A 25,405-nucleotide genomic window follows, 5' to 3' on the forward strand; every position below is an offset into this window, starting at 1 on the left:
GGACTGCGGTCCGTGGCGGCGACGTCGGCGCTACGGCGGGGGACGAAGGGGGGTTACGAGCCCGCGGTCTGCGGGTGCGGGGCGACGATCTCGTCGACGAGGGGGAGCAGCTCGCGCAGGCGGGTGTTGAGCGTCGTCGTCGAGCTCTCGCCCGTCGTCTCCTCACCGGCGTGCCGGACGAGGCCGAGGGTGAGGTCGAAGGCGAGGCGGGCGGTCTCGGGGGTGATCCCCGGACGGTCGGCGCTGCGCAGGACGAGGTCTTCGAGGACCTCGACGAGGCCGCGCATGGCGGCCTCGGCGAGAGCCGGGTCCGAGAGCAGGACGCGCTGGAAGCGACGCAGGTCTGCCGGGCCGGGCTCGTTGGCGGAGATGAGCGACATGGCGAGGTGCACCGCGTCGTGGAGGAGGCGGCCGGTGGGACCGCCCTGGCGGAAGAGGACGAGCGCGTCCTCGTCGACGACCGGGCGCGGGCCGAGGACGGCCTGCTCCTTGGACTCGACGTGGTTGAAGAGGGTGCGTCGCGAGACGCCGACCCGCTCGGCGAGATCGGCGAGCGTCCACCCGTGGTACCCGTGCTCGAGGGTCAGCTCCTGCGCCACGTCGTGGATCTGACGGGCCCGGGCCGACCGCCGACTGCTTGCACTCTCACTCACAAGGTGCAATTTTGCACCCTCACCCCCGAAGTGCAAAATCTTGTCCACCCTCCCGCCCTGTGCTGGTCGAGGTGCGAAGGGCGCCCCGCGCCCGAGCCTCGAGACCACCCCCTGTCGCTGGTCGAGGTGCGAAGGGCGCCCCGCGCCCGAGCCTCGAGACCACCACCCCGAGACGTTGGCAGCAGCCCTGGTTGCAACCCGCGCGCCCGTCAAGATCTCGGGCGAAGGGGGAGCCCCGCGTCGTTGGTCGAGGTGCGAAGGGGGAAGCCTTCTCTTGCTGGTCGAGGTGCGACGGGCGCCCTGCGCCCGAGCCTCGAGACCACCGACCGGACGCTCAGAGCGTCGTGACGAGCACCGCGAGCGGCAGCAGGTACACGAGCGTGACCAGCGCGTAGACCCCGGCGGCGTGCCACTGCGGGGCCGGGTCGTCAGCGAGCAGCTCCATCCGGGCCTGCACGAGCCCGTGCTCGGCGACCCCGAGCATCGCCTCGGGGGTGCGCGACCCGGCGAGGCGCACGAGCGCCCGGGCGAGCGGCACGTCCCCGACGTGCTGCCGGGCGGCGCGGTCGGCGAGCACCTCGACGAGCAGCCGCACCTCGGTGAGCGCCCGGCTCGAGCGCAGCCACCGAGGGGCCGTGCTGTGGGTGACGGTGAAGTACTCCAGCAGAAGGTCGTGCCGCTCGGCGAGGTGCGCCCGCTCGTGCGCGAGCACCGCCTCGAGCTCGTCCTGCGGCAGCTCGCGCAGGGTCGCGCTCGACAGCACGACGCGGCGGTGCCGGCCGGGCACGCAGTAGGCCGTCGGCGTGTGGTGCTCGACGACCGTCACCCTGCGGTCGAGCTCGTCGCCGACGAGGTCGAGCAGGTCCTCGTGCCGGCGGCGCGCGGCCCGCAGCGTGGTCCCGACGACGTGCCCGTTGACGAGCAGCATGCTCAGGGTCAGCGCGCTCGCGACGAGCGCCAGCAGGGCGGCCGCCGTGTCGAGCCCGTGCCGGGTGAGCGGCCACAGCGTCACCGCCGCGATCGGCCCGGCGGCGACGACGCAGATGACACCGGCGAGCGCGGTGGCCTGCCACAGCATGAGAGCCGGTCGGGGCGAGCGGCGCAGCCCGGGGTGGGCGCTGAGCACCCGGGGGGCGGCGGTGACGAGCAGCACCCCCAGCGCGACGAGCAGGATCGCGGTCATCGCCCTCGTCGAGGCCCCTTCGTCGCCCGCTCCTCGACGGCGTCGAGCGCGGCCCGCAGGCTCGCGAGCTCGCCCGGCGAGGCCTCCTCGATGAAGTGCAGGATCGCGGTCGTTCGCTCCTCGTGGGGCAGCCCGTCGAGCGGGCCGCGCATCGCGTCGGCGGTCATCTGCTCGCGGCTCGACGCCGCGCGGTAGCGCCAGGCGCGGCCGTCCTGCTCGCGCTCGAGCGCCCCCTTCTCGGTGAGCCGGGTGAGCACGGTCATCACGGTCGTGTACGCGAGGGTCTTGCCGGTCTCGACCCGGTCGAGGACCTCTCGCACGGTGAGCCCGTGCTCGCCGTCGTGCGCCCAGAGGACGTCCATGACCGATCGCTCCAGCGATCCCAACGAGCTGCGCGAGCTAGGCATGTGCAGCCACCTTCTCTCTCGTCGTGGGGCGGTCGAGCTCGACCACCCGGCCGGCGAGGTCGACGCCGGTCCCGTGGTGCGAGACGAGCACCACGGTACGTCCTGCGGCTGCGCTCATGAGATCGGCCAGGACCGCTCGGGCCGTGGGGTGGTCGAGGTGCGCTCCGGGCTCGTCGAGGAGCAGCACGGGCCGCTCGGAGAGCAGGGCCCGCGCGATCGCCAGGCGGGTGCGCTCGCCGCCGGAGATCCCGTGCCCGGAGGTGCCGAGGCGGGTGTCGAGCCCGTCGGTCAGGTCGGCGACCCAGTCGCCGAGACCGGCGGAGCGAAGGGCGAGGAGCAGCTGCTCGTCCTCGGGAGCGGGCTCGTCGGGGCGGCGGGCCAGCCGCAGGTTCTCGCGCAGCGTCGTCGCGAAGACGTGGGGCTCGTCGTCGACGACCGCGACGAGCGAGCGCACGGCGGCCGCCGGCAGCTCGGCGACGTCGCGGCCGTCGACGAGGTAGCGCCCTCGCACCGGGTCGAGGTGCCGGGCGAGGACGGCGAGGAGCGTGGACTTGCCGCTGCCGTTGGCGCCGACGAGGGCGACGTGCTCGCCGGGCTCGATGACGAGGTCGACCGGTCCGAGGTGGGTCTGACCCGCTGTCCACGACGCGGTGACGCCGCGCAGCTCGAGACGGGGTGCACGTCGTGCGCCGGCGAGGACGTCGCCCGCGGCGGCATCGGCGGCATCGGCGTCGCGCACGGCGGGGGCCTGGTCGAGCACCGCGTCGAGCCGGCGCTCGGCGGCGCGCGAGCGGGCCAGTGCGCGGACGGCGTCCGCGAGCACGCCGAGCGCCTCGCCCGTCGCGACGGGGGTGAGCACGAGCAGCGCCTGCACGGGCGGGGGGACGTCGCTCGCCGCGGCGACGAGCGCGCAGCCCACGGTCCCCGCGGCCGTGACGAGCAGGACGGCTCCCGTGACGAGACCGCGCCCTCGCGCCTGGCGCACGACGACCCGTCGCAGGGTGTCGTGCGCGTCGCGCAGCCACTGCGCGGCGGTCCGCTCCCCACCGACGGCGCGCAGCTCGTCCGCGTGCCGGGTCGCGAGGTGCGCGACCCGGGCCACCTCGGCGCGGGCCTGCAGCACCTCGTCCTGCGAGGCGGCCTCGAGGCGGTGCCCGAGGGGCACGAGGGCGGCGCACGCGAGCAGCATGGCGACGAGGACGAGCCCTGCGGCCGGCTCCAGCGCGGCGGTGAGCACGCTGGCGAGCCCGCCCGCGGCCAGTGCCCCGAGCAGCGGCACGGTGACCCGGACCGGGGCCTCGGTGACATCGGTGAGGTCGTCGACGACCCCGGTGAGCAGGTCGGCCCGCCCTCGGCGACCGAGCCGGGCGGGGGTGAGCGGCACGAGCCGCGCGTACGTCTCGGCGCGTCGGCGGGCGAGGTCCGCGAGGGCGGCGTCGTGGCTGCGCAGCCGCTCGAGGTAGCGGAAGACCGGCCGCCCCAGCCCGAAGGTGCGCACTGCGACCACAGCGGTGAGCAGGAGCATGATCTGCGGCCGCTCGTCCGCCCGGACGACGAGCCAGCCCGACGTCGCGGTGAGGGCGACCCCGCAGGCGGAGGCCGCGCCGCCGAGCAGGCCCGCGACGACGAGTCGCCGGTCGACACGGACGATGCGGTTGATGCGGTTGATGCCGCTCACGTGAGCGCACCCCCCTTCGCCGAGGTATGGGCATCTGTCTCCCGGGCCCCCTCCTGGGGCACCGATTGCCATACCTCGGCGGGAGGGCGAAGGGGGGAGAGCTCGACGTGGTGGTCGGCGAGGGTCAGCAGCTCGGGTCGGTGGGTCACGGCGACGACGGTGCGCTCCTGCGCGAGGACGGTGATCGCGGCGTGCACCGCGGCGGTCGCCTCGTCGTCGAGGTGGGCGGTCGGCTCGTCGAGCAGGACGACGCCGGCGGGAGAGAGCAGCGCCCGGGCGAGGACGAGCCGGGCCCGCTGGCCCGCCGACAGCCCGAAGCCGTCGTCGCCCACGGGGGTGTCGAGCCCGTCGGGCAGCCCGGCGACGACACCCTCCATCCCGACGGCCCGCAGCGCCGCCCACGCCTCGGCGTCGCTCGCGTCGCTGCCGAGCACGAGGTTGCCGCGCACCGTCGGGGCCGCGAAGAACGGCCGCTGGGTGACGAGGTGGCTCGAGAGCGCGTCCACGGAGCCCGAGGTCGGGGTGCGCAGCCCGGCGAGCAGCTCGAGCAGGGTCGTCTTGCCCGTGCCCGACGCGCCGGTGACCACCGTGAGCCCGCGGGCCGCGTCGAGATCCAGGCCCCGCAGCACGTCGCGCTCGCTGCCGGGGTACCGGTAGCCGAGACCTCGGGCCCGCACCTCGTCCCCGGTCGTGGGGGCGGGCATGGTGGTGGCCGACCCGCCCTCGAGCTGGTCGACGACGTCGCGCAGCGCCTCGGCCCCGTCGGCCGCGCTGTGGTACTCCGTGCCGACGCGGCGCACCGGCCAGTACGCCTCGGGCGCGAGGAGGATCGCGAGCAGGCCGGCGGAGAGCTCGATGCTGCCGTGGGTGAGCCTCAGCCCGACGAGGACGGCGACGATCGCCACGGAGATCGTCGCGAGGAGCTCGAGCGCGGCGGAGGAGAGGAAGGCGAGCCGCAGGGTCTGCATCGTCGCCAGGCGGTGGCGCCGGCTCACCTGCTCGATGCTCGCGACCTGGCGCTCGCCGCGTCCGTACCCCACGAGGGTCGGAAGGCCCGACATGACGTCGAGGAAGTGGCCCGACAGGTCGCTCAGGGCCCGCCACCGGCGCTGCGTGTCCTCGGCGGTCGTCATCCCGATGAGGGCGGCGAAGAGAGGGAGCAGCGGGAGCGTGAGCACGACGACGAGGGCGCTCGGCCAGTCGGTGAGGACGAGCGCGACGAGCGCCATCGGCGGCACGACCGCGGCGCTCACCAGCGTCGGCAGGTACCTCGCGACGTACGGCTCGATGCTCGCCGTCCCCTGCGCGGCGAGCGTGAGCGCGGTGCCCGAGGCCGGGCGCTGCTCGGCCGGGCGGGTCAGCCAGACCCCGACGAGCTGCTCGCGCAGCGCGGTGCTCACCGTGGCCCCGGCCCGGGCGGCGACCTGCTCGCCGACGGCGGCCAGCCCCGCGCGTGCCGCCAGGGTCATCCCCACGGCGAGGGCCGGCGCGCCGAGCGGCTGGTCGCGCACGACGGCGACGACGAGCGCGGTGACCGCCCAGGCCGTCCCGATCGTCGCGAGCCCGGTGAGCACGCCGATGCCCGCGAGCAGGGCGACCGGGCCGCGTGCCCGGGGCACGAGACGCAGGAGACGGGGGTCGAAGGGGGCCATCGTCGCCTCAGTGCACCGACGCCGCGGCGGCCGGGATGTGGTGGGTGCTGATCCGCTTGCGGAAGACCCAGTACGTCCATGCCGTGTACGCGAGGACGACGGGGGTGAAGATCAGTGCCGCCCACGTCATGATCTGCAGCGTCAGCGGCGAGCTGGCGGCTGCGTCGAGCGTCAGGGCCGGGTCGTCGCCGCGGCCGTTGATGGCGTTTGGGAAGAGCATGAGGAAGTACGTCGCGACCGTGAGCACGATCGTCGTGGCGGTCCCGACGAAGGCCCAGCCCTCGCGGCCGCGGGCGTTGGCGGCCAGGGCCGCGAGCAGCGCGACCGCGGCGACCACGGTCGTCACCCATGAGACGGTCGAGCCGCGCTCGGCGCCGAGCCAGCCGAGCAGCACGACCGCGAGCACCGCGGCGAGGACCCCGGCGCGAGCGGCGACGGCGCGGGCGCCCTCGCGCACCTCTCCCTGCGTCTTCAGCGCGAGGAAGTGCGCGCCGTGGGTGAGGCAGAGGACGGTGATGGTGATGCCGCCGAGGAGGCTGACGGGGTTGAGCAGGCTGAGGAGGGTGCCCGAGAACTCGGTGTAGGTCGTCGAGCCTGCCAGGTGGGCGGTCATCGGCAGGCCGTGGACGAGGTTCGTCAGGCCGGTGCCCAGGAGCAGCGGCGCGGCCACCGAGCCGCCGACGATGCAGGCGTCCCACCCCCTTCGCCAGGCCTCCGAGTCCCGCTTGTGCCGGTACTCGAAGCCCATGTTGCGCACGATGAGGCCGACGAGGACGAGGAGGAGGGCGAGGTACATGCCCGAGAACATCGTCGCGTACCAGTGGGGGAAGGCGGCGAAGGTGGCGCCGCCGGCGGTGAGCAGCCACACCTCGTTGCCGTCCCAGAAGGGGCCGATCGAGGTGAGCAGGACGCGGCGGCGCTTCTCCTGCTCGGGGGCGCCCGGCGCGTCGCCGCGCGCGGTCCCGCCGAGGACGGGCACGAGCATGCCGACGCCGAAGTCGAAGCCCTCGAGGACGAAGTAGCCCGTCCACAGGATGCCGAGAAGGATGAACCAGAAGGTCGTGAGTTCCATGGTGAGAGTCCCTGGGTGCGATCAGTAGGCGAAGGCGAGCTCGTCGTCGTCCTCGAGCTGTCGTGGCTCCTCGAAGGGCTCGGCGCCCTTCGCGATGTAGGCGAGGAGGAGCTTGACCTCGATGACGGCGAGGGCGCCGTAGAGGAGGGTGAAGACGGTCATCGAGATCCACACGTCCGCGGTCCCGACGGAGGGCGAGACGCCCTGGGCGGTCGTCATCTCGCCGTGGACGACCCACGGCTGCCGGCCGACCTCGGTGAAGATCCAGCCGAAGCTGTGCCCGACGACGGTGGCGACCGGGGCGAGCACGAGGAGCGGCTTCCACCAGCGCTGCATCGGCACGCCGGGCGCGCGCCGACGGGTCGCGACGAGGACGAGCGCGGCGACCCCGGCGGCGAAGAGCCCGGCGCCGATCATGAGGCGGAAGTTCCAGTAGGACATGGCGATCGGCGGGATGTAGGTGTCGGCCTGGGTGAGCTCGCCGTCGGCGAAACGGGCCCGGTACTCCTGCTCGAGCTCGGTCATGCCCTGCACCTGGCCGTCCCAGCTGCCCGTGCCGAGGTAGGACAGCAGGCAGGGGATCTCGATGACGTGCTTCGGGTTCTCACCGCCGAGCCCGGCGATCGTCAGCACCGAGAAGGGCGCGCACTGCCCGTCCGGCGGGGTCTCGTAGAGCGCCTCCGCGGCGGCCATCTTCATCGGCTGCACCTCGGTCATCACCTTGCCCTGGAGGTCGCCGGACACGGCGACGCCGAGACCGGCGACGAGGGTGACGACCGCGCCGAGACGGGTGGCGCGGCGCCACATCGGGATCTCGCCGGGGCCGCCGACGCCGGGCAGGGTCGAGGCCTCGCCGCGGTGCGCCTGGCGCATCTTGTGCAGCGCGACGGCCATGACGACGGCGCCGCCGACCATGTAGCTGGCCGCGATGACGTGGGGGAAGGTGACGAGCTGCACCTCGTTGGTGAGCACCGCGACGAAGTCGGCCATCTCGGCCCGCCCGGTCTCGGGGTTGTAGCGGTAGCCCACGGGGTTCTGCATGAAGGAGTTCGCCGCGAGGATGAAGTACGCGGAGAGCAGCGTGCCGATGTGCACGAGCCAGATGCACGCGACGTGGAGGCGCTCGGGGATCTTGCCCCAGCCGAAGATCCACAGCCCGAGGAAGGTCGACTCGAGGAAGAAGGCGAGCAGCGCCTCGAGTGCGAGCGGGGCCCCGAAGATGTCGCCGACGAAGCGGCTGTAGCTGCTCCAGTTCATCCCGAACTGGAACTCCTGGACGATGCCGGTGACGAGACCGAGTGCGAAGTTGATCGTGAAGAGCTTGCCGAAGAACTTCGCCAGCCTCATGTCGTCCTCGTCGCGCTTCCTCAACCATCGGCTGTGGAACCACGCGACGAGCGCGGAGAGACCGATGGTGATCGGCACGAAGAAGAAGTGGTAGACGGTCGTGATGGCGAACTGCCACCGCGCGAGGTCCACGGTGTCCACGGGCTCCCCTTGTCCTACGACGGAGTAGTACTACATGTCGTCGTACACACTACGACATGACGTAGTAGTCGCCCAACCGACCCGGCTACCACGCCGTACGTGGGGTGATCACGACCCGTACGGCGTGGTAGCCCGCGGCGACGGGGGAGGGGTAGCCGGGTCGGCCGGGTCGAGGTGCGAAGGGGGCTGTGGTGGTCGAGGTGCGAAGGGGGCTGTGGTGGTCGAGGTGCGACGCGCCCTCAGGGCGCGAGCCTCGAGGCCACCACCCCCCACGCCCCCACGCACCTACGCCCGAGGCGCGACGTACCGCACGAAGGGCGAGCCCGGCCGCGCCAGCACCAGCGTGAGCACGACGACGAGCCCACCGCCGAGCGCTGTCGTCGCACCCGCCCCCAGCGCCGGCGACGCCGCCCCGTGCAGCACGTCGGCGACCCGGGGCCCGCCCGCGACGACGACGAGGAAGACCCCCTGGATCCGCCCGCGCATCGCGTCCGTCGCCGCGCTCTGCATCATCGCGGTCCGGAAAGCCGCCGAGACGACATCGGCAGCCCCGCCGAGCGCGAAGAACCCCGCGGCGACCCACAGCATCGGCCCCAGGCTCCCGCCGGCGGCCATGACCGCCAGCCCCATCCCGACCATCGCGCCGCCCCACACGACGACCGCGCCCGCGACCGCCACGCCGTGCCGCTCGACCCGCGAGACCCACCCGGAGAAGACCCCGCCGAGGAAGGCCCCGACCGGCATCGCGGCGAAGAGGACGGCGAAGGCGAGCCCCCCTTCGCTCGGCCCGCCGAAGTCGAGGTGCGCCATCTCGGGCACGAGCGCGCGGGGCATCCCGAAGACCATCGCGACGAGGTCGAGGACGAAGGACATGAGCAGCACCGGGTGCCCGCGCAGGTAGACCAGGCCCTCCCACACCGAGCGCAGCCCGGGGCTCGACGGCAGCGCGTCGGCCTCGCGCTCGACCGGCAGCGGCGGCAGCCCGACGACTGCCCACAGCGTCGCGAAGAGGGTGATCGTGTCGAGCAGGTAGAGCCAGGCGTAGCCGATGAGGGGGATGAGCGCACCCCCCATGAGTGGCCCGGCGATGGCCCCTGCCATGAAGACCGTCATCGACAGCGAGCTGGCGGCCGGGCGAAGGGGGGCCGGCACGAGCCGCGCGATCGCGGCCCCGCGGGTGGGCTGGTTGACGGCGAAGAAGGACTGCTGGAGCGCGTAGATCACCAGGAGCAGCCACACGTCGGTGCTCCCGGCGAGGGCCTGGAGCCACAGCGCGGCGGAGGTGAGGATGAGCCCCCACGTCGTGATCGTCAGCAGCAGCCGGCGGTCCATGTGGTCGGCGAGCGAGCCGCCCCACAGCCCGAAGACGAGCAGCGGGACTAGCCCGAAGAGGCCGGTGAGCCCGACGTAGGCCGAGCTGCCGGTCATCCCGTAGATCTGCGCCGGCACCGCGACGACGGTCAGCTGGGCCCCGACGACGGTGACTGCCTGCCCGACGAAGAGCCGCCGGTACTCCGGGATCTGCAACGGCCGCGTGTCCGCCAGCAGCCCCCTCACCCGTCGCACCGCAGCACCCTACGTGTCACCTCGAGGCCCCCGGCCCTTCGAGGCTCGCTGGCGCTCGCACCTCAGGGACCGAGCTGTCGCTGGTCGAGGTGCGACGCGCCCTCTGGGCGCGAGCCTCGAGACCACCGGCGCGAAGGGGGGGCTCGCCCTTCGTCGCGCCCCGGGACCGAGACGCCGGCCCGGCAGACGCGAGTCGCCGCCACCCACGGCGGGGTGACGGCGACTCGGGTCGGTCGGTGACCGGTCAGACGACGAGGTCGCGGGCGGCTGCCGCCACCTGCTCGTGCTCGCTGCGCAGCCGGGACAAGAAGGCCTTGGTCCGGTTGTGCTGGGGGTCGTTGATGACCGTCTTCGGGTCGCCCTGCTCGACGACGACGCCACCGTCCATGAAGACGACGCGGTCGGCGACGTCGCGCGCGAAGGCCATCTCGTGGGTGACGACGATCATCGTCATGCCCTGGGCGGCGAGGTCGCGCATGACCTGCAGCACCTCACCGACGAGCTCGGGGTCGAGCGCCGAGGTCGGCTCGTCGAAGAGCATGAGCTTGGGCTTCATCGCGAGCGCCCGGGCGATGGCGACGCGCTGCTGCTGGCCGCCGGAGAGCTGGGCGGGGTAGGCCGACTCCTTGTCGGAGAGGCCGACCTTGGCGAGCAGCTCGATCGCCTCGGCCCGCACCTCGGCCTTCTTGCGGCCCTGCACCTTGATCGGCGCCTCCATGACGTTCTGGAGAGCCGTCATGTGCGGGAAGAGGTTGAAGCGCTGGAAGACCATGCCGATCTCCCGGCGCTGCGCCGCGATCTGCTTGTCCTTGAGCCGGTGGAGCTTCTCGCCCTTCTGCACGTATCCCGCGAGGTCCCCGTCGACCCAGATGCGACCGGCCTGGATGTCCTCGAGCTGGTTGATGCACCGCAGGAAGGTCGTCTTGCCCGAGCCGGACGGTCCGAGCAGGCAGACGACCTCGCCCTCGTCGACGTCGATGTCGATGCCCTTGAGCACCTCGTTGCGACCGAAGGCCTTGTGCACGTTCACCGCGTGGACGAGAGGCATGGTGCGTGCGCTGCTGGTCATCAGGCGCCCTTCCCGAGGATCCGGTTCTTCTTCGTGTGGGCCGTGGACTGCTCGCGCGTCGCGCCGTAGCCGCGGCCGAAGTGCCGCTCGAGGTAGTACTGGCCGATCATGAGCACGGTCGTGATGACGAGGTACCACATGGTCGCGGCCATGAGCGAGGGCATGATCTTGTACGTCCGGTTGCTCACCGCCTGAGCCTGGAAGAACAGCTCGGTGCCCAGTGGCAGGTAGGCGAGCAGCGAGGTGTCCTTGACCATGGCGATCGTCTCGTTGCCGGTCGGGGGGATGATGACGCGCATCGCCTGCGGGAGGACGACGCGACGCATCGACAGGCTCGGGCTCATGCCGAGCGCGGCCGCGGCCTCGCGCTGGCCGTCGTCGACGGAGAGGATGCCCGCGCGGGCGATCTCGGCCATGTAGGCCGCCTCGGACAGGCCCATCGCGATGATGCCCCAGATGAGGGTCGAGGAGATCTCGTTGACGTTGAGCGTGAGGATCGTCAGGTCGCTCGACAGCCCGAGCCAGCCCGCGAGCTGCTGGCTGAAGGGGAAGGGCCCGATGTCGAAGCGCGGGTAGAGGTAGCCGATGCCCGCGCCGAAGAGGAAGACGAGCACCAGGCGTGGGACGCCGCGGAAGAACCACGTGTACGCGAGGCCGACGACGCGCAGGACCGGGTTGCTCGACAGCCGCATGATGCCGACGACGACGCCGAGCGAGATGCCGATGATCATCGAGCCGACCGTCGCGATGATCGTGCCCTTCAGCAGACCCTCGAGGATCGGGTTGAAGTTCATCACCTGGAAGGCGAAGGGCCAGTCCCAGCGTGCGTTGGTGACGAAGCTCGAGACGATCATCGCCGCGACGACCGCGAGCAGGACGATGGCGACCCAGCGGCCCGGGTGCCGCACGGGCACCGCGTCGATCGTGCCCGGCCGACCGTCGTCGCTCGCGGCGACGCCGCCCCCCTCGGACGAAGGGGGCGGCGTGCTGCTCGAGGTCGCGGTCATCAGGGGTTGACGGCGAAGTCGTCGATGGCGCCGGACTCGTTGCCCCAGTTCTTGAGGATCGTCTCGTAGGTGCCGTCCTCGTCGATGGCCTTGAGCGCCTCGGCGATGGCGTCGGCGAGCTCGGTCTGGTCCTTCGGGACGACGATGCCGTAGGGGGCGGAGTCGTAGACGTCGCCGAGCGCCTCGAAGGTGTCGCCCTGCTGCTTGACCGCGTAGAGCGCGATCGGCGAGTCGGCGAGCATGGCCTCGACCTTGCCCGAGGCCAGGCTCGTCGTGACCTTGCTCTGCTCCTGCTCGACGACGGCCTTGATCGCGTCCTTGCCGTCGGCCTCGCACTTCTTGCTGCGCGCCTCGAGGTCGTCGACCTGCACGGTGCCCTTCTGGACGCCGATGCTCTTGCCGCAGGCGTCCTCGGGGTCGATGCCGTTGGGGTTGCCCTTGGTCGTCACCCACTGGGTGCCGGCGTCGAAGTAGCTGATCATGTTGACCTCCTTCTTGCGCTCGTCGTTGATCGTGAAGGAGCTCACCGAGACGTCGTACTTGCCCGACCCGATGCCGGCGATGAGGCCGTCGAAGCCGCCGTTGGTCCACTTCGTCTTCAGGCCGAGCTTGGCGGCGACGGCGTCGAAGAGGTCGACGTCCATGCCCTCGATCGTCTTGCCGTCGTCGGCGAGGAACTCGTTGGGCGCGTAGGACGCGTCGGAGCCGACGGAGATCGTGCCCTTCTCCTTGATCTCGGCGGGGACCATGGCGGCGAGCTCGTCGTCGGTCTTGACGTCGACGGACTCGGTGGCCGAGCTCGACGACCCGCTGGCGCCCGGGTCCTCGAGGGAGTCCGACCCGCACGCGGCGAGCGAGGTGGTCAGGGCGAAGCAGGCCGCCAGGGCGAGGGGGGCACGACGCATGAGGGTTCCTCCGTGTATCCGAGGGCGCGGGTGGCGCCCGGTGGGGTCATGGTGCCACCAGCGGGCACGGGGGGTCAGGCATGCTCCCGCGGTCGAGACCCATCCGCAACCTGTGGCGCGCTGCCCATGAGGACCGCCGCCGACGCACGCGCTCGCACGACGTCGGCGTGTCGACGACCCACGACCGGGTGATCCCCCCTTCGCTCACTGCCACACTGACCCCATGGCCAACTTCCTCATCAAGGTCGTCGTCAACGGCATCGCGCTGTGGGTCGCGGCGTTCCTCGTCGACGGCATCACGCTCGGCGAGGACGGCTCGACCTTCGCCTCGAAGTTCACGACGGTCCTGCTCGTCGCCCTCCTCTTCGGCGTGATCAACGCCGTCGTCAAGCCGATCGCGAAGGTCCTGTCCTTCCCGGCGATCGTCCTCACGCTCGGGCTCTTCACCTTCGTCGTCAACGCCTTCATGCTGCAGATCACCGAGTGGATCAGCGAGCCGCTCGGGCTGTCCTTCGCCATCCGCGACTTCTGGTGGGACGCCGTGCTCGGGGCGGTCATCATCACGGTCGTCTCGATGGTGCTCGGCTGGGTCCTGCCCGACGGGGACGACGACTGATGACCGACACCCCGGTGCGCCTGCGCGGCGCGCTCGACGCCGTGCCCGCCTACGTCGCCGGCAAGCCCCCGGTGGCCCGCGAGGGCCTCACCGTCTACAAGGTCTCCTCGAACGAGAACCCCTACCCGCCGCTGCCGTCGGTCCTCGACGTCGTGCGCGACGCCGCCGCGACGATGAACCGCTACCCGGACATGGGTGTCAGCGCGCTCACCGACGCCCTTGCCGCCCACCTCGACGTGCCCCGCGAGCGCATCGCGACCGGCACCGGGTCGGTCGGCGTGCTCGGCCAGATCATGCAGGCGACGTGCGACGCCGGCGACGAGGTCGTCTACGCGTGGCGCTCCTTCGAGGCCTACCCGATCGTCGTCGCGCTCTCCGGCGCCACCTCGGTGCAGGTGCCGCTCACCGCCGAGCACCGCCACGACCTCCCGGCGATGCTGGCCGCGATCACCGAGCGCACCAAGGTCGTCATGGTGTGCACGCCCAACAACCCGACCGGCCCGAGCGTCGGGCACGACGAGCTCGTCGGCTTCGTCGACGCCGTGCCCACCGACGTCCTCGTCGTCATCGACGAGGCCTACCTGGAGTTCGTGCAGGACGACGACCCTGTGCGGGCGCTGGAGATCCTGCGCGACCGGCCCAACGTCGTCGTGCTGCGCACCTTCTCCAAGGCGTACGGCCTCGCCGGGCTGCGGGTCGGCTACGCCGTGGCCCACGAGCCGGTCGCCGAGGCGCTGCGCAAGACCGCGACCCCCTTCGGCGTCAACACCCTCGCCCAGGTCGCCGCCGTCGCCTCCCTCCAGGCCGCCGACGAGCTCGAGATCCGCGTCAAGGAGCTCGTCGCCGAGCGCTCGCGCGTCGTCGCCGGTCTCGCCGAGGCCGGCTGGGACGTGCCGCAGAGCGGGGCGAACTTCGTGTGGTTCCCGGTGGGGGAGCGCACGCCCGAGCTCGTCGCGGCGTGCACCGAGGCCGGGCTGTCGGTGCGCCCCTACGGGAGCGACGGCGTGCGGGTGACGATCGGCGAGACCGAGGCCAACGACCGTCTGCTGCAGGTGGCCCGGGACTTCCGGGCCTGACCCGCACGGCGGCGTTGGGCCCCCTGCCGGGGAGGCGCTAGCGTGTGGCCCGCACCTACGTGCGCCACCGCTCACCCCGCGGTGGCCACGCCCGTCGCGCGCCATGGCGGCGCGTCAGCAGCCCCGGTGGGTCACCCCCAGCGCCAGGGCCGAAGGAGTAGCAGATGAGCGACAACGACGTCGTGCCGGAGCGCAGCGCCGGCGCCGACATGGCCGGGGCCTTCGAGCCCTCGCCGGAGCACGGGCCGACCCCGCCGTCGATGATCACCGGGCACTTCTCGGACGACAACCCCGAGATGGTCCAGTTCGTCGACGCGAACGGCACCCGGCTGGGCATCACCCCCGCCAACGAGCCGTACGCCTCGATCGTCGAGGAGATGACGAGCGAGGACGCGCGGATGATCTACCGCGACCTCGTCCTCGTGCGCCGCATCGACGCCGAGGGCCACGCGCTCCAGCGTCAGGGCGAGCTCGGGCTGTGGCCCTCGCTCCTCGGCCAGGAGGCCGCGCAGGTCGGCGCCGGGCGCGCGCTGCGCGACCAGGACTACGCCTTCCCCGGCTACCGCGAGCACGGTGTCGCCTGGTGCCGCGGGGTCCCGCCGGAGAACCTCCTCGGCATGTTCCGCGGGGTCAACAACGGCGGCTGGGACTCCAACGCCAACAACTTCCACCTCTACACGATCGTCATCGGCAACCAGATGCTCCACGCGGCGGGCTACGCCATGGGCGTCAAGGCCGACGGCGCGGTCGGCACCGGTGACCCGGAGCGCGACACCGCGGTCATGGCCTTCACCGGCGACGGCGGCACCGCCCAGGGCGACTACAACGAGGCGCTCGTCTTCGCCTCGGTGACCTCCGCCCCCCTCGTGTTCTTCATCCAGAACAACCAGTGGGCGATCTCGGAGCCGAACGACAAGCAGTTCACCATCCCGCCCTACCAGCGCTCGCGCGGCTTCGGCATCCCCGGTGTGCTCGTCGACGGCAACGACCCGCTCGCGACCTACGCCGTGTGCCGCAAGGCGCTCGACGACGCCCGCTCGGGCCAGGGCCCGACGCTCATCGAGGCCTACACCTACCGGATGGGCGCGCACACGACGTCGGACGACCCGACGAAGTACCGCAGCTCGGCCGAGGTCGAGATCTGGCGCGACAAGGACCCGATCAAGCGCATGCGCGGCTTCATGGAGGAGCACGGGCACGGCGACGACGAGTTCTTCGCGGCCGTCGACGCGGAGGCCGACGAGGTCGCCGCCCGCATCCGCCACGCCTGCCAGACGATGCCCGACCCGGAGCTGCCCACGATGTTCGACGACATCTACGTCGACGACCACCCGGTCGTCGCCGCCGAGAAGGCGGAGTTCGTCGCCTACCACGAGTCCTTCGTCGGGGAGGGTGGTCACTGATGGCCGGCACCAAGCTCACCCTCGCGAAGGGGTTGAACGCGGGCCTGCGCAAGGCGATGGAGGACGACCCGAAGGTCGTCCTCATGGGAGAGGACGTCGGCAAGCTCGGCGGCGTCTTCCGCATCACCGAGGGCCTGCAGAAGGACTTCGGCGAGGACCGGGTCATCGACACCCCGCTCGCCGAGTCCGGCATCGTCGGCTCCGCGATCGGTCTGGCCCTGCGCGGCTACCGCCCGGTCGTCGAGATCCAGTTCGACGGCTTCGTCTACCCGGCCTTCGACCAGATCGTCAGCCAGGTCGCGAAGATGCACGCCCGCTCCCTGGGCCACCTGCGCCTGCCGATGGTCATCCGCATCCCCTGCGGCGGCGGCATCGGCGCGGTCGAGCACCACAGCGAGTCCAACGAGGCCTACTTCGCGCACACCGCCGGTCTGCGGGTCGTCACCTGCTCCGACGCCGCCGACGGCTACTGGATGATGCAGCAGGCCATCGCCAGCGACGACCCGGTGATCTTCTTCGAGCCCAAGCGGCGCTACCACGAGCGCGGCACGGTCGAGATCGACGAGGCCGCCGGACCCGTCCTCGGCCTGCACGACGCCCGCGTCCTGCGCGAGGGCACCGACGCGACGCTGCTCTGCTACGGCCCGATGGTCAAGGTCTGCCTGGCCGCGGCCGAGGCCGCCGAGCAGGAGGGGCGCAGCCTCGAGGTGCTCGACCTGCGCAGCCTCAGCCCGCTGGACCTGCCGCGCATCCTCGAGTCGGTGCGCAAGACCGGCCGGGCCGTCGTCGTCCACGAGGCGTCGACCTTCCTCGGTCTGGGCGCGGAGATCGCCGCGCTCGTGCAGCAGGAGGCCTTCTACCACCTCGAGGCGCCCGTGCTGCGGGTCGGTGGGTACAACATCCCCTACCCGCCGAGCCGCTTCGAGGAGCACTTCCTGCCCGACCTCGACCGGGTCCTCGACGCCGTCGACCGATCGCTGGGGTACTGACATGGCGCTGCAGAAGTTCAACCTCCCCGACCCCGGCGAGGGCCTCACCGAGGCCGACCTCGTCACCTGGCGGGTCGCCGTCGGCGACGAGGTCAAGGTCAACGACATGGTCGTCGAGGTCGAGACCGCGAAGTCGCTCGTCGAGCTGCCCATCCCCTTCGCCGGCCGGGTCGTCGAGCTGCTCGCCGCCGAGGGCGACACCGTCGACGTCGGCGCGCCGATCATCGTCGTCGACACCGGGGGCGAGGCGGCCCCCGCCGCCGCGCCGCCGGCCGGCTCCGCCACGGCGGAGGAACCGGACGAGTCCAGCGGGCCCAACCTCGTCGGCTACGGCGCGAAGGCGGGGTCCACCCGTCGTCGGGCGCGCCGCGGGGAGCCCGCCCAGGCCTCGCTGCCGACCGAGCAGCCGGTCGCCTACTCGCCGGCCCCGCCGGTCGAGGCGACCCCGCAGCCCGAGCCCGCCCCGGCCCCGGCCGCCCCGGTCACCGGTGAGCGCGCCCGCGCGCTCGCCAAGCCGCCGGTGCGCAAGATGGCCAAGGACCTCGGCGTCGACCTCGCGTCCGTGACCCCGAGCGGTCCTGGGGGCGTCGTCACCCGTGAGGACGTCCAGGCCGCGGCCTCGGGTGCCTCCACCTCGACCTCCTCGGACGGTGGTCTCGAGGCTCGTGCCTCGCACCTCGACCAGAAGGTCGTGGCCGCGACCGACCAGCGGGGGATCCCCGCCGAGCGTCGTGTCCCCATCAAGGGCGTGCGCAAGGTGACCGCCCAGGCCATGGTCGACTCGGCCTTCACCGCGCCGCACGTCACCGAGTTCGTGACGGTCGACGTCACGGCGACGATGGACCTCGTCGACCGGCTCAAGAAGGACCGGGCCTTCCGCGACGTCAAGGTCACCCCGCTGCTCGTCGTCGCCAAGGCGCTGTGCCTGGCGATCCGGCGCAACCCCGACGTCAACGCCAGCTGGGACGAGGCCGCGCAGGAGATCGTCTACCGGCGCGACGTCAACCTCGGCATCGCCGCGGCGACCCCCCGCGGGCTCGTCGTGCCGAACATCAAGGGCGCGGACTCGATGCCGATGCGCGAGCTCGCCGACGCGATGGCCCAGCTCGTCGCGACGGCGCGCGAGGGTCGCACCCAGCCGGCGGACTTCGCCGGCGGCACGGTGACGATCACCAACGTCGGCGTCTTCGGCGTCGACACCGGCACCCCGATCCTCAACCCCGGCGAGGCGGCGATCCTCGCCTTCGGCGCGGTGCGGCGGATGCCGTGGGTCGTCGAGCGCGACGGCGTCGAGAGCATCGAGCCGCGCTGGGTCACCCAGCTCGCGCTCTCCTTCGACCACCGGATGGTCGACGGCGAGCTCGGCAGCAAGGTCCTCGCCGACGTCGCCGCCCTCCTGCACGACCCCGGTCAGGCGCTCGTCTGGGCCTGACCCGGGAGCGACGGCGAAGGGGGAGCCCGCGGGCTCCCCCTTCGCTCGTCCTCACGGCGGAGAGCGGGTCATCCGGCAGAGGGAGGTGCGCCTCCCTGCCCCCTCGCTAACGTCGAGGTCATGAGGACGACAGACGAGCTCTTCCTGCTGCTGACCACCGACGACGGCCGTCTCGAGGGCATGTCCCAGCGCGGCTTCGGTCTCACCGCCTCCCTCCTCGCCGATCTCGTCGAGGCGGGCCGGCTCCACCTCAGCGACGACCGCGACCCGAAGGCCCACCTCGTCGACTCCTCGCCGACGGGCGACCCGGTCCTCGACCACGGGGTCCTGCGGCTCGTCCAGAAGCGGCCCGGGACCCGGCTGTCCAGCCTCGTCGCCGACCGCGAGCTCAACCCCGAGCCCCTCGTCGTCGTCCGCCTGCAGGGAGGAGGCGTCATCGGCCACGAGCCGAAGCGGATGCTCGGCCTCGTCCCCGACCGCTACCCGACCCTCGACCCCGGTCCCGAGGCGCATGTGCGCAGCCGACTGGCCGCGGTGCTCGCCGGCGCGCAGGCGCCCTCGCGTGGTGACGCGACGATCCTCTCCGTGCTCCAGGGCCTCGGGGTCGCCCACCGCGTGCTCAAGGCCGAGGCGGCCGGGCGCAGCTCGCGCGAGCTGAAGAAGCGCGTCGAGGAGGTCGTCGCCAGCACCCCGGCCGGCGACGCCGTCGGCCGGGCCGTGAGCGCGCTCAACACCGCGATGATCACCGCGGTCGTCATCCCCGTCGTCGTCGCCGGCGGGTCGAGCTGACCTCGAGCGCATGACGAAGGGGGAGGGACCGGCGAGCCGGCCCTCCCCCTTCGCGGTGGTGGTGCTGTGCGACGGCGATCAGAAGCCGCGGGCCCCGTCGAGCAGCTCGCGCAGCTCGCGGTTCTTGATCCCGACGGACTTCTCGGTCGGCTGACCGCTCTTGCGGGCGGCCGCGGTGACGCTCGGCTCGGGGGCCGGGACGGGCGCGCACTTGACGTCGGACAGCACGCCCGAGCGACGCGTCGGCAGCGTGCCCGACTTCAGGTACGCGGCGATCTTGTCGTCGGTGCAGGCGACACCGGACAGCGAGCCCGAGTGGGTGCTGCCGCCGACGCCCTCGATGAGGACCGACTTCGGGAAGCGACGACGGACCTCGATGGCGCCGGAGAAGGGCGTCGCCGCGTCGTTGGTCTCGCCGATGAGGAGCATCGCCGGGGCCTTGCTGCCGTTGATGTACGGGTCCTGCTGGGACTGCGCCGGCCACCAGTGGCACGGGGCGTTGAACCACGTGTTGCCCCACGTCTCGAAGGGCGCGGACTTGTTGAGCTGCCACGCGTCCTCACGCCACGTCGACCACTTCGCGGGCCAGATGGCGTCGGTGCACTGCACCGCCGCGTAGACGGCGTAGCCGTTGTCGGCGCCCGGACCGGTCGGGTTGCCCTCGACGTAGGTCTGCTCGGCGGGGGAGAAGTTGCCCTCCTGCGCCGCGGCGAAGACCTGGGCGAGGTAGTCCCAGTCGTAGACGTAGTAGCCCGCGGAGAGGAAGACGTCGGTGAACTCCGACGGCCCGAGCTTGCCCTGCGGGTTGTAGTACAGCTTCGAGCGCAGCTTGTACCACTTCGCTCGGACGTCCTGGCCGTCCGTGCCGAGGCCGTACGAGGCGTCGTTGTCGGCCACCCAGTTGAAGAACTGGCGCATCGACTTCTCGAAGGCGATGTTCTGGTCGAGGTTGGCCTTGTACCAGACGCGACGCGGGTCGACGACGCCGTCGAGGACGAAGCGGCGGACCTGGTTCGGGTACTTGCTGGCGTACATCTGGCCGAGGTAGGTGCCGTAGGAGAAGCCGTAGAGGTTGATCTGGTGCCGGCCGAGGGCCCGGCGCAGCGACTCCATGTCGGCCACGGTCGCCGACGTGCGCATGTGCTTGAGGATCGACCCGTTCTTCGCGCACTTGTTGGCGTAGTCCTTCGAGCGGTTGATCCACTGCGTGTAGATCGTGCTCTTGAAGGGCGTGTAGTACGGGCGCGGGGCGGCCGTGACGTTGCCGTCGCAGGTGAGCGCGGGCTGGGAGCTGCCGACCCCGCGGGGGTCGAAGCCGATCCAGTCGTAGCCGGCACCGGCGCCGTCGGGGACGAACTCGCCGAGGACCGCGAGGCCGAGACCGGAGCCACCGGGGCCGCCGGGGTTGACGAGCATGGCCCCCTGGTAGCGCACGGACGGGTCGGCCTTGACCCGCGAGACGGCGAGCTTGATCTTCGTCCCGGTGGGGCGGGTGTAGTCCATGGGGACGGTGAGCATGCCGCACTGAGCACCGGCACCCTGGAGGCGCTCGCTCTCGCACGAGCCCCAGCGGATCGGCGGCGGGGTGTAGCGGTGGACCTGCGTGGCGGTTGCGTCCGGCACGACCGGCGCGGTGGCGACGGACGGTGCGGCGACGGTCGACGGCGCTGCCGCGACCTCAGGCGTGGCGTTCGCCGCACCCGTGGCGTACGACCCGAGTCCGGCGGCCAGGGCCACCGTCGTCAGTGCCGTGAGAGTTCTCCTCATGCGAAATGTCCTCCCTCGGGGATGCGCCCCGGACGAGGCGCAGGAGACACCTTCCTCCTCCGGGGCGGATTGCGCACCCCCTTGGGGTGACCAGTTCGCGGCGATCTGGCGAAGGGGGGGGCCCCAGATCAGCCCCCCAGCTCGGCGCCGGAGGGGGCCGGTCGGCGCAGGGGGTGCACGGCCGTGCGTGCGATGACGCCGATCGCGGTGTCGACCCGCGGTTGGTGGGACTCCGGCCGCAGCGACCTGGTGAGCACGCTGACGGCGACAGGCACCTCGCCCGGGATCTCCACGACGGCGATCTCGTGACGCAGCCGGCCGAGCGTGCCGGTCTTGCCCGCGACGACGACGTCGTCGTGCGGGAAGCCCGACGCCACCCGGTGGCGCCACACCTGCCGGCGCATCGCCTCGCGGACCGGCAGCGCCGACTCCTCGCGCCACAGGTGGGCGAGCATCGTCGTGAGGTCGCGTGCCGTCGAGCTGCTCGTGAGGGCGGGGTCGTACTCGCTCGTCGTCCGGTCCGCGGCCGGGTCGGCGAGCAGGGCGAGGGCCTGGCCGAGGTCGCGGCCTCCGGTCTCGGCGACGACCGCCCGCATGGCGTCGGCGGTCCCGCGTCGCGCGTCGGTGGAGCGGCACCCGGCCCCCACGAGCCAGGTCTGGACCGCGTCGGCACCGACGAGCGACAGGACGGCCGCGGCGCAGGCATTGTCCGACGCCGCCAGGGAGAGGCGGACGCAGTCGCGCTGCGTGAGCACGACGCGGTCCTGCAGCGCGCTGACCCCCGTCGGGCCGGCGGTGCGGTCCGTGGGGTCGAGGACGACCTCCGCGAGGGGGTCGAGCTCTCCCGCGGTGACGAGCGCCGCCCACGTCCCGGCGACCGCGACCTTGTACAACGAGGCCATCGGCACGGCGACGTCGGCCCCGACGGCGATCTCGTCCTCGACGTCGTCGACCCGACGGGCATGGACGTGCGCGGTGATGCCGGCGTCCTCGGCCGTCCGCTCGACGGCCCGGGCGGCCTGGGTGAGACGAGTCATCGCAGGGCCTCGTACAGGGCCGAGACGACCGCTGCGTGGTCGAGGTCGGGCCGCTGCTCGGAGATCACCGGCACCGCGGCGCGGTACCTCAGCGGCACCATGTCTGCGCTCCCGTCCTGGACGTCCTGCTCCTGCGTCGGCCGCAGCCCGGAGGCCAGACCGGCCTCGACCCGGACGGACCGCTCCTGCGCGGAGGCGATCTCGTGCACCGGAGCCAGGCGACCGAGCCTGAGCAGTGCGTCGACGACCTGGTCGTGGGCCGCCGGGTGGTGGCTGCGTGGCGGGAGCACGAGCGGCAGGTCGTCATGGTCGGGGACGACGGCGGCCGAGACGGTGATGACGTCTCCGGTGAGCAGGCCGTCGAGGGCCACGGGGTGCCGCACGAGGACGACGTCGAGGTCGCCGTCGCGCAGCCGCCCGACGAGCTCGGTGCTGCCGGTGAGCACGGGCTCGACGTCGATGCCGGTGCCGACGAGGTGCGCGAGGACCGGCCCGGCGAGGGTGTCGAGGTCGGCCGCGAGCCCAAGGCGGACGCAGCGCCGCTCGGACCACCGGCGTGAGCTCTCGACGAGGGCGTCGGCGTCGGCGAGCAGCTGGCGGGCCGCGGGGAGCAGGGCGGACCCGGGAGCGGTGAGCGCGACCCGACGGGCATCTCGGTCGAAGAGCCGCTGGCCGAGGTGGCGCTCGAGGCGCTGGACCCCCTGCGAGAGCGGGGGCTGGGCCATCGACAGGCTGGCGGCCGCACGACCGAAGTGGCGGTGCTCCGCGACGGCGACGAAGAGCCGGAGGTGGCGCACGAGGTCCATGAGGGCACCGTAGCCCCCGCCCGATATCTGTCCGATATCGAATGCCGCCTTCCATAGTCTTTGACTCTCGACCGCCGTCAGGTGACGGTGGACCCATGCGCAGGGGCGAGGACGAGACGACGACCGGTCGCGGTCACGGGCGGCGCCGACGGGGCATGGCGGTGGTCGTCGTGCTGGCCCTGGTCCTCGCCGTCGGGACGGGGTGGTGGTGGCAGGACAGGCGCAGCAGCGCCGCAGCCGTCGGCGCGGCCCAGGAGCACGCCGAGCAGGTCGCGCAGGACCTCGCTGCCGGGCGACCCCCGTCGCTCGACGGCGCGCCGTCCGAGGGCAAGATGGGCGAGGTCCTCGAGGGGATGGGCGAGATCGCCCACACCGTGACCGCGGGCGAGGTCAGCCTCGACGACGACGCCCGACGTGGCACCGTCACCTTCGAGCATGCGTGGCGCATCCACGAGGACAAGCAGCCGTGGACCTACGAGACGACGCTGGCCGTGCGGCGTGACGGCGAGCGCTGGTCGGGCACCTGGGAGCCGGGTCTCCTCGCACCGGACCTCGAAGCAGGAGAGGGGCTGCAGGCGCGCCGGCTGAGCGCCGAGCGGGGCGAGGTCCTCGGCGACGGCGGACGGGCCCTGGTCGCCGACCGTGCGGTCGTGCGCGTGGGTGTCGACCGCTCGCAGACGTCGTCCCTCGGCCAGGCGCGGCGCAGCGCACGCGAGGTCGCCGAGCTCGTCGACGTCGAGGTCGGACCCTTCGTCGACGCCGTCGAGGCCGCCGGACCGCAGGCCTTCGTCGAGGCGATCGTCCTGCGCGCCCAGGCTCCCGAGCTCGACGAGGTCTCGCGCGGCATCGCCGAGATCCCGGGCGCGCGGGGCGTCGAGGACACGATGCCGCTCGCGCCGACGAGCACCTTCGCCCGTGCGGTGCTCGGCAGCGTCGGTCCGGCGACGGCGGAGCAGGTGGAGGGGTCGAAGGGGGCGATCCGCGCCGGTGACGTCGTCGGCACGAGCGGGCTGCAGCTCGCCCAGGACGACCGTCTGCGCGGGACGGCCGGCTACGTCGTCGAGGCGGTCGACCTCGAGGGATCCGCGAAGCCACGTGAGCTGCGCTCGGTGCCGGCCGTCGACGGCCGGTCCGTGCGCACGACGCTGAGCCGGACCCATCAGGAGCAGGCCGAGGCGGTGCTCGAGGACGTCGCGCCAGAGAGCGCGGTCGTCGCGATCCGTCCGTCGGACGGCCACGTCCTCGCCGCGGCGAGCGGGCCGGGCAGCGAGGGGACCTCGACGGCGACGCTCGGCCAGTACGCGCCCGGCTCGACCTTCAAGACCGTCACCGCGCTCGCGCTCCTGCGCAGCGGGATCACGCCGCAGACCCGTGTGCCCTGCACGACGACCACGACGGTCGAGGGGCGCTCCTTCACCAACTACGACGACTACCCGAGCAGCGCGACAGGTGACGTCCCTTTCGCCACGGCCTTCGCCAGCTCGTGCAACACGGCGCTCATCTCGCAGCGCGACCGTCTCGGCGACGGAGCGCTCGACGAGGCCGCCGAGGCGCTGGGTCTCACCCTCGACCCCTCCCTCGGCGTGCCGGCGGAGCTCGGTGACGTGCCCGACCCGAAGGCCGACGTCGACCTGGCCGCCGCGACCATCGGGCAGGGCACGGTCCTGTCGACCCCCATGGGCATGGCGACCGTCGCCGCCAGCGTGGCGAAGGGGGCAGCGGTCTCGCCGGTCCTCGTGCTCGACGGCGGGTCGCGCCGGCCCGCGAGTCCCGCACGACCGCTCACGGCGGCCGAGAGCGAGCAGCTGAGGAGCCTCATGCGTGGTGTGGTCACCGACGGGTCGGCGCGCTTCCTCGCCGACGTGCCGGGCGGGCCCGTGGGTGCGAAGACCGGCACGGCCGAGTACGGCACCGACGAGCCCCCGCGCACCCACGCGTGGATGATCGGCACCCAGGGCGACCTCGCGGTCGCGGTCTTCGTCGCGGATGGTCCCGGTGGCGCGTCGACCGCCGGCCCGGTCCTCGAGGACTACCTGCGCCGCCTCCAGCGGTGAGCCGACGGCGCAGCGGTCTCCTCGCGCTGGCCGCCCCGGTGCTCGGCGTCGCGCTCGTCGCCGGGTGCTCGTCCAGGCAGGCCGAGGCAGACGCGCGGGCCGAGGAGGGCGTGGCCCAGGTCGTCGCGCTGCTCGAGAGGGTGCCGAGGCAGCAGTGGGCGCGCCCGTCGGCAGCGGTCCGCGAGCAGCTCGCCGCGAACGCCGTCTCCTACCGGGTGCTGGAGCTGGAGGCCGACGGGACGGTCGACCTCGCCGTGTGGCGCTTCGACACCGGGGCAGACCCCTTCACGGACGACACCGTGCGCACGGGAGTGGCCTGCGCGCAGGTCGAGCCGGACGGCGTCTCGCGCGCCACCGCCTGCCCGCCGCGCCTGGCGCCCGAGGCGCCGGCGACCTCCGTCGACTGGTCCGACGCCTCGGCCGCCCACGACGCAGCGCTCGTCGACATCTCCGGTGCGCTGGACCGCACCCAGGAGGAGGTCCGGCGGGGGCGGGTCGTGGACCGGCGTCAGGCGGAGGCAGAGCTCACGCGCAGAGGTCTCGTCGTGCGGGTCCTGCCAAGCGACGACCCGACGACCCTGCGCGCGACGGTGCAGCGCACCGCGCGCTCCGAGCGGATGGGCGACACGAGCCGCTCGGTCTCGGCGACGTCCTGCACGACCGTCACCGTGTCCGTCGACCCGGCGGCGCCGTACTACAGCAGCGTCGACGGGCAGGCGTGCTCGCCCCGCTGAGGGGCACGCCCGTCCGCCGAGC

22 protein-coding genes are annotated in these 25,405 nt (G+C 72.7%); 8 read left to right on the top strand and 14 right to left on the bottom strand.

What is annotated here, in order from left to right; translation table 11 throughout:
- Window positions 1–53 precede the first annotated feature (53 nt).
- The 11 genes from EEW87_RS14205 to EEW87_RS14255 all read right to left on the bottom strand — a co-directional run bounded on the left by EEW87_RS14205 (window position 54) and on the right by EEW87_RS14255 (window position 12,680).
- Window positions 54–599: a TetR/AcrR family transcriptional regulator gene (locus EEW87_RS14205; RefSeq protein ID WP_163562465.1), complete on the bottom strand. Its 546-nt coding sequence runs from the start codon at window positions 597–599 to the stop codon at window positions 54–56.
- A gap of 388 nt (window positions 600–987) precedes the next feature.
- On the bottom strand, window positions 988–1,836 hold the full coding sequence (locus EEW87_RS14210) for a M56 family metallopeptidase (RefSeq protein WP_123092431.1): 849 nt from the start codon (window positions 1,834–1,836) through the stop codon (window positions 988–990).
- A complete protein-coding gene (locus EEW87_RS14215; protein WP_068272040.1) occupies window positions 1,833–2,243 on the bottom strand; it encodes a BlaI/MecI/CopY family transcriptional regulator in 411 nt (136 codons plus the stop codon). Before EEW87_RS14215 ends, EEW87_RS14210 begins: the two co-directional genes overlap by 4 nt.
- Window positions 2,236–3,921 (bottom strand): thiol reductant ABC exporter subunit CydC, encoded by a 1,686-nt coding sequence (gene cydC / locus EEW87_RS14220; protein WP_240341613.1) that lies wholly within the window; start codon window positions 3,919–3,921, stop codon window positions 2,236–2,238. The genes EEW87_RS14215 and cydC overlap by 8 nt, the downstream gene beginning before the upstream one ends.
- Window positions 3,918–5,573, bottom strand: coding sequence for a thiol reductant ABC exporter subunit CydD (cydD, locus tag EEW87_RS14225; protein ID WP_123092429.1), 1,656 nt, complete (start codon window positions 5,571–5,573; stop codon window positions 3,918–3,920). Before cydD ends, cydC begins: the two co-directional genes overlap by 4 nt.
- A gap of 7 nt (window positions 5,574–5,580) precedes the next feature.
- Window positions 5,581–6,645, bottom strand: a complete 1,065-nt coding sequence (gene cydB, locus EEW87_RS14230) for a cytochrome d ubiquinol oxidase subunit II (RefSeq protein WP_123092428.1) — start codon at window positions 6,643–6,645, stop codon at window positions 5,581–5,583.
- 21 nt (window positions 6,646–6,666) lie between these two features.
- A complete protein-coding gene (locus EEW87_RS14235) occupies window positions 6,667–8,133 on the bottom strand; it encodes a cytochrome ubiquinol oxidase subunit I (RefSeq protein ID WP_123092427.1) in 1,467 nt (488 codons plus the stop codon).
- Between the two features lie 285 nt (window positions 8,134–8,418).
- Complete coding sequence (locus EEW87_RS14240; RefSeq protein ID WP_205473737.1) at window positions 8,419–9,699, bottom strand: MFS transporter; 1,281 nt, start codon at window positions 9,697–9,699, stop codon at window positions 8,419–8,421.
- A gap of 244 nt (window positions 9,700–9,943) precedes the next feature.
- Window positions 9,944–10,768, bottom strand: a complete 825-nt coding sequence (locus EEW87_RS14245) for an amino acid ABC transporter ATP-binding protein (protein ID WP_123092425.1) — start codon at window positions 10,766–10,768, stop codon at window positions 9,944–9,946.
- Entirely contained in the window at window positions 10,768–11,775 is a 1,008-nt protein-coding gene (locus tag EEW87_RS14250) for an amino acid ABC transporter permease (RefSeq protein ID WP_123092424.1), read from the bottom strand. The genes EEW87_RS14245 and EEW87_RS14250 overlap by 1 nt, the downstream gene beginning before the upstream one ends.
- On the bottom strand, window positions 11,775–12,680 hold the full coding sequence (locus EEW87_RS14255) for an ABC transporter substrate-binding protein (protein WP_123092423.1): 906 nt from the start codon (window positions 12,678–12,680) through the stop codon (window positions 11,775–11,777). Before EEW87_RS14255 ends, EEW87_RS14250 begins: the two co-directional genes overlap by 1 nt.
- Window positions 12,681–12,903: 223 nt before the next feature.
- Here EEW87_RS14255 and EEW87_RS14260 point away from each other — a divergent pair, with 223 nt between their 5' ends.
- The 6 genes from EEW87_RS14260 to EEW87_RS14285 all read left to right on the top strand — a co-directional run bounded on the left by EEW87_RS14260 (window position 12,904) and on the right by EEW87_RS14285 (window position 18,985).
- Window positions 12,904–13,296, top strand: coding sequence for a phage holin family protein (locus EEW87_RS14260; protein ID WP_068272060.1), 393 nt, complete (start codon window positions 12,904–12,906; stop codon window positions 13,294–13,296).
- Entirely contained in the window at window positions 13,296–14,372 is a 1,077-nt protein-coding gene (gene hisC / locus EEW87_RS14265; protein WP_123092422.1) for a histidinol-phosphate transaminase, read from the top strand. Before EEW87_RS14260 ends, hisC begins: the two co-directional genes overlap by 1 nt.
- 164 nt (window positions 14,373–14,536) lie before the next feature.
- Entirely contained in the window at window positions 14,537–15,775 is a 1,239-nt protein-coding gene (locus tag EEW87_RS14270; protein WP_224767056.1) for a thiamine pyrophosphate-dependent dehydrogenase E1 component subunit alpha, read from the top strand.
- On the top strand, window positions 15,775–16,764 hold the full coding sequence (locus EEW87_RS14275) for an alpha-ketoacid dehydrogenase subunit beta (protein WP_123092421.1): 990 nt from the start codon (window positions 15,775–15,777) through the stop codon (window positions 16,762–16,764). The genes EEW87_RS14270 and EEW87_RS14275 overlap by 1 nt, the downstream gene beginning before the upstream one ends.
- 1 nt (window position 16,765) lies before the next feature.
- On the top strand, window positions 16,766–18,196 hold the full coding sequence (locus EEW87_RS14280) for a dihydrolipoamide acetyltransferase family protein (protein ID WP_123092420.1): 1,431 nt from the start codon (window positions 16,766–16,768) through the stop codon (window positions 18,194–18,196).
- Between the two features lie 120 nt (window positions 18,197–18,316).
- Entirely contained in the window at window positions 18,317–18,985 is a 669-nt protein-coding gene (locus EEW87_RS14285; protein ID WP_123092419.1) for a GOLPH3/VPS74 family protein, read from the top strand.
- A gap of 78 nt (window positions 18,986–19,063) precedes the next feature.
- On the opposite strand, the gene EEW87_RS14290 is transcribed toward EEW87_RS14285, so the two are convergent.
- From EEW87_RS14290 to EEW87_RS17180, 3 genes are all read right to left on the bottom strand, one after another.
- Window positions 19,064–20,752, bottom strand: a complete 1,689-nt coding sequence (locus EEW87_RS14290; protein ID WP_123092418.1) for an alpha/beta hydrolase — start codon at window positions 20,750–20,752, stop codon at window positions 19,064–19,066.
- 128 nt (window positions 20,753–20,880) lie between these two features.
- A complete protein-coding gene (locus tag EEW87_RS14295; RefSeq protein WP_123092417.1) occupies window positions 20,881–21,789 on the bottom strand; it encodes a serine hydrolase in 909 nt (302 codons plus the stop codon).
- Window positions 21,786–22,595, bottom strand: a complete 810-nt coding sequence (locus EEW87_RS17180) for a LysR family transcriptional regulator (RefSeq protein WP_123092416.1) — start codon at window positions 22,593–22,595, stop codon at window positions 21,786–21,788. The genes EEW87_RS14295 and EEW87_RS17180 overlap by 4 nt, the downstream gene beginning before the upstream one ends.
- A 95-nt stretch (window positions 22,596–22,690) precedes the next feature.
- On the opposite strand from EEW87_RS17180, the gene EEW87_RS14305 reads away from it, so the two are divergent.
- Complete coding sequence (locus EEW87_RS14305) at window positions 22,691–24,649, top strand: penicillin-binding transpeptidase domain-containing protein (RefSeq protein ID WP_163562466.1); 1,959 nt, start codon at window positions 22,691–22,693, stop codon at window positions 24,647–24,649.
- Window positions 24,646–25,383 (top strand): hypothetical protein, encoded by a 738-nt coding sequence (locus tag EEW87_RS14310; RefSeq protein WP_123092414.1) that lies wholly within the window; start codon window positions 24,646–24,648, stop codon window positions 25,381–25,383. Before EEW87_RS14305 ends, EEW87_RS14310 begins: the two co-directional genes overlap by 4 nt.
- Window positions 25,384–25,405 lie beyond the last annotated feature (22 nt).

Source organism: Janibacter melonis, from assembly GCF_003721155.3.
GTDB lineage: Bacteria > Actinomycetota > Actinomycetes > Actinomycetales > Dermatophilaceae > Marihabitans > Marihabitans melonis.